Genomic DNA, 5,583 nt, shown 5'->3' on the forward strand with positions numbered 1-5,583 from the left:
CCCGTAAATGCGAAATGGCCACCCAGCTTTGGGTGGCCATTTCGTTAGAAGAAGTCCGGCGGTGTCCTACTCTCCCACAGGGTCCCCCCTGCAGTACCATCGGCGCTGAGAGGCTTAGCTTCCGGGTTCGGAATGTGACCGGGCGTTTCCCTCTCGCTATGGCCGCCGAAACACTATTGATGTTTCAAAAACCAACAACGATTACTTTCATTGTTGTGTTCCCGACCGTACATCGAGAACCACTCAGTGGACGCAAGCACCAAAAACGGTGTGTTATCAAGTCATCGGCTTATTAGTACCGGTCAGCTTCACGTATTACTACGCTTCCACATCCGGCCTATCAACCCAGTAGTCTGGCTGGGAGCCTCTCACCCGAAGGTATGGAAGTCTCATCTTGAGGCCGGCTTCCCGCTTAGATGCTTTCAGCGGTTATCCATCCCGAACGTAGCTAATCAGCGGTGCTCCTGGCGGAACAACTGACACACCAGAGGTTCGTCCAACCCGGTCCTCTCGTACTAGGGTCAGATCCTCTCAAACTTCCTACGCGCGCAGCGGATAGGGACCGAACTGTCTCACGACGTTCTAAACCCAGCTCGCGTACCGCTTTAATGGGCGAACAGCCCAACCCTTGGGACCTACTCCAGCCCCAGGATGCGACGAGCCGACATCGAGGTGCCAAACCATGCCGTCGATATGGACTCTTGGGCAAGATCAGCCTGTTATCCCCGAGGTACCTTTTATCCGTTGAGCGACAGCGCTTCCACAAGCCACTGCCGGATCACTAGTCCCGACTTTCGTCCCTGCTCGACCTGTCAGTCTCACAGTCAAGCTCCCTTGTGCACTTACACTCGCCACCTGATTGCCAACCAGGTTGAGGGAACCTTTGGGCGCCTCCGTTACATTTTGGGAGGCAACCGCCCCAGTTAAACTACCCACCAGGCACTGTCCCTGAACCGGATCACGGTCCTAAGTTAGATATCCAGAGTGACCAGAGTGGTATTTCAACAATGACTCCACACTCACTGGCGTGAATGCTTCAACGTCTCCCACCTATCCTACACAAGCCACACCGAACACCAATACCAAGCTGTAGTAAAGGTCACGGGGTCTTTCCGTCCTGCTGCGCGTAACGAGCATCTTTACTCGTAATGCAATTTCGCCGAGTTCGCGGTTGAGACAGTTGGGAAGTCGTTACGCCATTCGTGCAGGTCGGAACTTACCCGACAAGGAATTTCGCTACCTTAGGATGGTTATAGTTACCACCGCCGTTTACTGGGGCTTAAATTCTCAGCTTCGCCTTGCGGCTAACCGGTCCTCTTAACCTTCCAGCACCGGGCAGGCGTCAGTCCGTATACATCGTCTTGCGACTTGGCACGGACCTGTGTTTTTAGTAAACAGTCGCTACCCACTAGTCTCTGCGGCCACCACACCCTTTCGGAGCAAGTCCTAATAAGTGGATGGCCCCCCTTCTCCCGAAGTTACGGGGGCATTTTGCCGAGTTCCTTAACCACGATTCTCTCGATCTCCTTGGTATTCTCTACCTGACCACCTGAGTCGGTTTGGGGTACGGGCAGCTAGAACCTCGCGTCGATGCTTTTCTCGGCAGCATAGGATCACCCACTTTTTATCCGCATCGTGTCTCAGCCTCAATGAGTGACGGATTTGCCTATCACTCGGCCTACGCACTTGCACCAGGACAACCATCGCCTGGCTTGGGCTACCTTCCTGCGTCACACCTGTTAATACGCTAGCCGCACCAGCATGGGGTCGAGCGTTCACACAGACGATCATCACCCCGAAGGGATCCGAAACATTCTGAGCTAGGACTCTTAGCACCACTGGATTAGCTTGGGCGGTTCTTCGCCGGTACGGGAATATCAACCCGTTGTCCATCGACTACGCCTGTCGGCCTCGCCTTAGGTCCCGACTTACCCAGGGAAGATTAGCTTGACCCTGGAACCCTTGGTCTTTCGGAGGACGTGTTTCTCACACGTCTTTCGCTACTCATGCCTGCATTCTCACTCGTGTAGCGTCCACGGCTGGGTCACCCCGCCGCTTCACTCGCCACACGACGCTCTCCTACCCATCAACACGGCTGGACCACGAAGGCCTACCAAAAATGTCAATGCCACAACTTCGGTGGCGTGCTTGAGCCCCGTTACATTGTCGGCGCGGAATCACTTGACCAGTGAGCTATTACGCACTCTTTCAAGGGTGGCTGCTTCTAAGCCAACCTCCTGGTTGTCAAAGCAACTCCACATCCTTTCCCACTTAGCACGCGCTTAGGGACCTTAGTTGGTGGTCTGGGTTGTTTCCCTCTCGACTATGAAGCTTATCCCCCACAGTCTCACTGCTGCGCTCTCACTTACCGGCATTCGGAGTTTGGCTGACGTCAGTAACCTTGTAGGGCCCATCGGCCATCCAGTAGCTCTACCTCCGGCAAGAAACACGCAACGCTGCACCTAAATGCATTTCGGAGAGAACCAGCTATCACGAAGTTTGATTGGCCTTTCACCCCTATCCACAGCTCATCCCCTCAGTTTTCAACCTAAGTGGGTTCGGTCCTCCACGACGTCTTACCGTCGCTTCAACCTGGCCATGGATAGATCACTTCGCTTCGGGTCTAGGACACGCGACTGAATCGCCCTATTCAGACTCGCTTTCGCTACGGCTACCCCACACGGGTTAACCTCGCCACGTATCGCTAACTCGCAGGCTCATTCTTCAAAAGGCACGCTGTCACCCCTACTAAGGAGGCTCCAACGGTTTGTAAGCAAACGGTTTCAGGTACTATTTCACTCCCCTCCCGGGGTACTTTTCACCTTTCCCTCACGGTACTTGTCCGCTATCGGTCATCTGGGAGTATTTAGGCTTATCAGGTGGTCCTGACAGATTCACACGGGATTTCTCGGGCCCCGTGCTACTTGGGATACTCTTCACGCCAAGAACAGGCATTTCGACTACGGGGTTCGCACCCTCTATGACCGGCCATTCAAAACCGTTCGTCTATACCCTCTTGTCACGTCGACTGCTCGGCAGAACAATCAGAAAAGTCCCACAACCCCCAACATGCAACGCCTGCCGGCTATCACACACGCTAGGTTTAGCCTCTTCCGGTTTCGCTCGCCACTACTCACGGAATCGCTGTTGCTTTCTCTTCCTGTGGGTACTGAGATGTTTCACTTCCCCACGTTCCCTCTACCCGCCCTATATATTCAGGCGGGAGTCACCAGGTACGCACGCGCCCTGGCGGGGTTTCCCCATTCGGACACCCTCGGATCAAAACTCGCTTATCAGTTCCCCGAGGCTTATCGCAGATTGCTACGTCCTTCTTCGGCTCCAGATGCCAAGGCATCCACCGTTTGCTCTTAAAGACTTGAAATCACATGAGTTGAATCGTCAAAAAATTGACTAATGATCTTTAAGATCATCTACACCACACAACCCCGAAGAGTTGCATGGAAGATGCTCGCGTCCACTGTGTAGTTCTCAAAGTACGGGCGGTACCCACCCCAGCCACCGGAACACCGGCACCGAGACAGGCCCACAAGGAAACAGCCACCAACCACCACCAGCCAAACGACTAGCGCGCGATCAGCGCCCGGCCCCTCAGGACCCAACAGCGTGCATGTGCCCACCCCTCCAACCCGAACCGTTCCCACAGCAAGCTGCGTACTAAATCCGAAATCTTCGACGTGAGCACCTCATCAAATGTTCCACCCATGAGCTAACCGGCAGACACATTCGGTCTGATCCGGCGCCTGGACACCAACAACCCGAAGGCCATCCGTGCCAGATGCTCCTTAGAAAGGAGGTGATCCAGCCGCACCTTCCGGTACGGCTACCTTGTTACGACTTAGTCCTAATTACCGATCCCACCTTCGACGGCTCCCTCCACAAGGGTTGGGCCACCGGCTTCAGGTGTTACCGACTTTCATGACTTGACGGGCGGTGTGTACAAGACCCGGGAACGTATTCACCGCAGCGTTGCTGATCTGCGATTACTAGCGACTCCGACTTCATGAGGTCGAGTTGCAGACCTCAATCCGAACTGGGACCGGCTTTTTGGGATTCGCTCCACCTTACGGTATTGCAGCCCTTTGTACCGGCCATTGTAGCATGCGTGAAGCCCAAGACATAAGGGGCATGATGATTTGACGTCATCCCCACCTTCCTCCGAGTTGACCCCGGCAGTATCCCATGAGTTCCCACCATTACGTGCTGGCAACATAGAACGAGGGTTGCGCTCGTTGCGGGACTTAACCCAACATCTCACGACACGAGCTGACGACAACCATGCACCACCTGTTTACGAGTGTCCAAAGAGTTGACCATTTCTGGCCCGTTCTCGTATATGTCAAGCCTTGGTAAGGTTCTTCGCGTTGCATCGAATTAATCCGCATGCTCCGCCGCTTGTGCGGGTCCCCGTCAATTCCTTTGAGTTTTAGCCTTGCGGCCGTACTCCCCAGGCGGGGAACTTAATGCGTTAGCTGCGTCACGGAAACCGTGGAATGGTCCCCACAACTAGTTCCCAACGTTTACGGGGTGGACTACCAGGGTATCTAAGCCTGTTTGCTCCCCACCCTTTCGCTCCTCAGCGTCAGTTACGGCCCAGAGATCTGCCTTCGCCATCGGTGTTCCTCCTGATATCTGCGCATTCCACCGCTACACCAGGAATTCCAATCTCCCCTACCGCACTCTAGTCTGCCCGTACCCACTGCAGGCCCGAGGTTGAGCCTCGGGATTTCACAGCAGACGCGACAAACCGCCTACGAGCTCTTTACGCCCAATAATTCCGGATAACGCTTGCGCCCTACGTATTACCGCGGCTGCTGGCACGTAGTTAGCCGGCGCTTTTTCTGCAGGTACCGTCACTTTCGCTTCTTCCCTGCTAAAAGAGGTTTACAACCCGAAGGCCGTCATCCCTCACGCGGCGTTGCTGCATCAGGCTTCCGCCCATTGTGCAATATTCCCCACTGCTGCCTCCCGTAGGAGTCTGGGCCGTGTCTCAGTCCCAGTGTGGCCGGTCACCCTCTCAGGCCGGCTACCCGTCGACGCCTTGGTGAGCCATTACCTCACCAACAAGCTGATAGGCCGCGAGCCCATCCCAGACCGAAAAATCTTTCCAACCCCCACCATGCGGAAGGAGCTCATATCCAGTATTAGACGCCGTTTCCAGCGCTTATCCCAGAGTCCAGGGCAGGTTGCTCACGTGTTACTCACCCGTTCGCCACTGATCCACCAAGCAAGCTTGGCTTCACCGTTCGACTTGCATGTGTTAAGCACGCCGCCAGCGTTCATCCTGAGCCAGGATCAAACTCTCCGTAAAAGAAAAATGCCCACCCAACCGGAATAAGGTCGGGACAAGCGAGTTCAATCTGACCAAACAGGAAGTCAAAACTGACTATCCAGATGCCAACCCCAAAGGGTTGGACTTTGATCCAAAGGAATTTCTCGCAATCCGAAAAACGGACCGACGAGGAATAAATTGGCATTTGACAAGTGCACGCTGTTGAGTTCTCAAGGAACGGACGCACCCACAGAAACGATCTCTCGACCTACCCGTGAGGCAGTTCACTTCTA

General features: G+C 54.7%; 3 rRNA genes. All 3 read right to left on the bottom strand.

The annotated features are described in order from the left end of the window. Positions 1 to 53: 53 nt before the first annotated feature. Positions 54 to 170, bottom strand: a 5S ribosomal RNA gene (gene rrf, locus NS283_RS16400). Between the two features lie 102 nt (positions 171 to 272). After that, a 23S ribosomal RNA gene (locus NS283_RS16405) occupies positions 273 to 3,382 on the bottom strand. 425 nt (positions 3,383 to 3,807) lie between these two features. Further along, positions 3,808 to 5,329: ribosomal RNA gene (locus NS283_RS16410) — 16S ribosomal RNA — on the bottom strand. The 16S, 23S and 5S rRNA genes sit together here, the layout of an rRNA operon. Between the last annotated feature and the right edge of the window lie 254 nt (positions 5,330 to 5,583).

Source organism: Microbacterium testaceum (genome assembly GCF_001476285.1).
Taxonomy (GTDB): domain Bacteria; phylum Actinomycetota; class Actinomycetes; order Actinomycetales; family Microbacteriaceae; genus Microbacterium; species Microbacterium testaceum_B.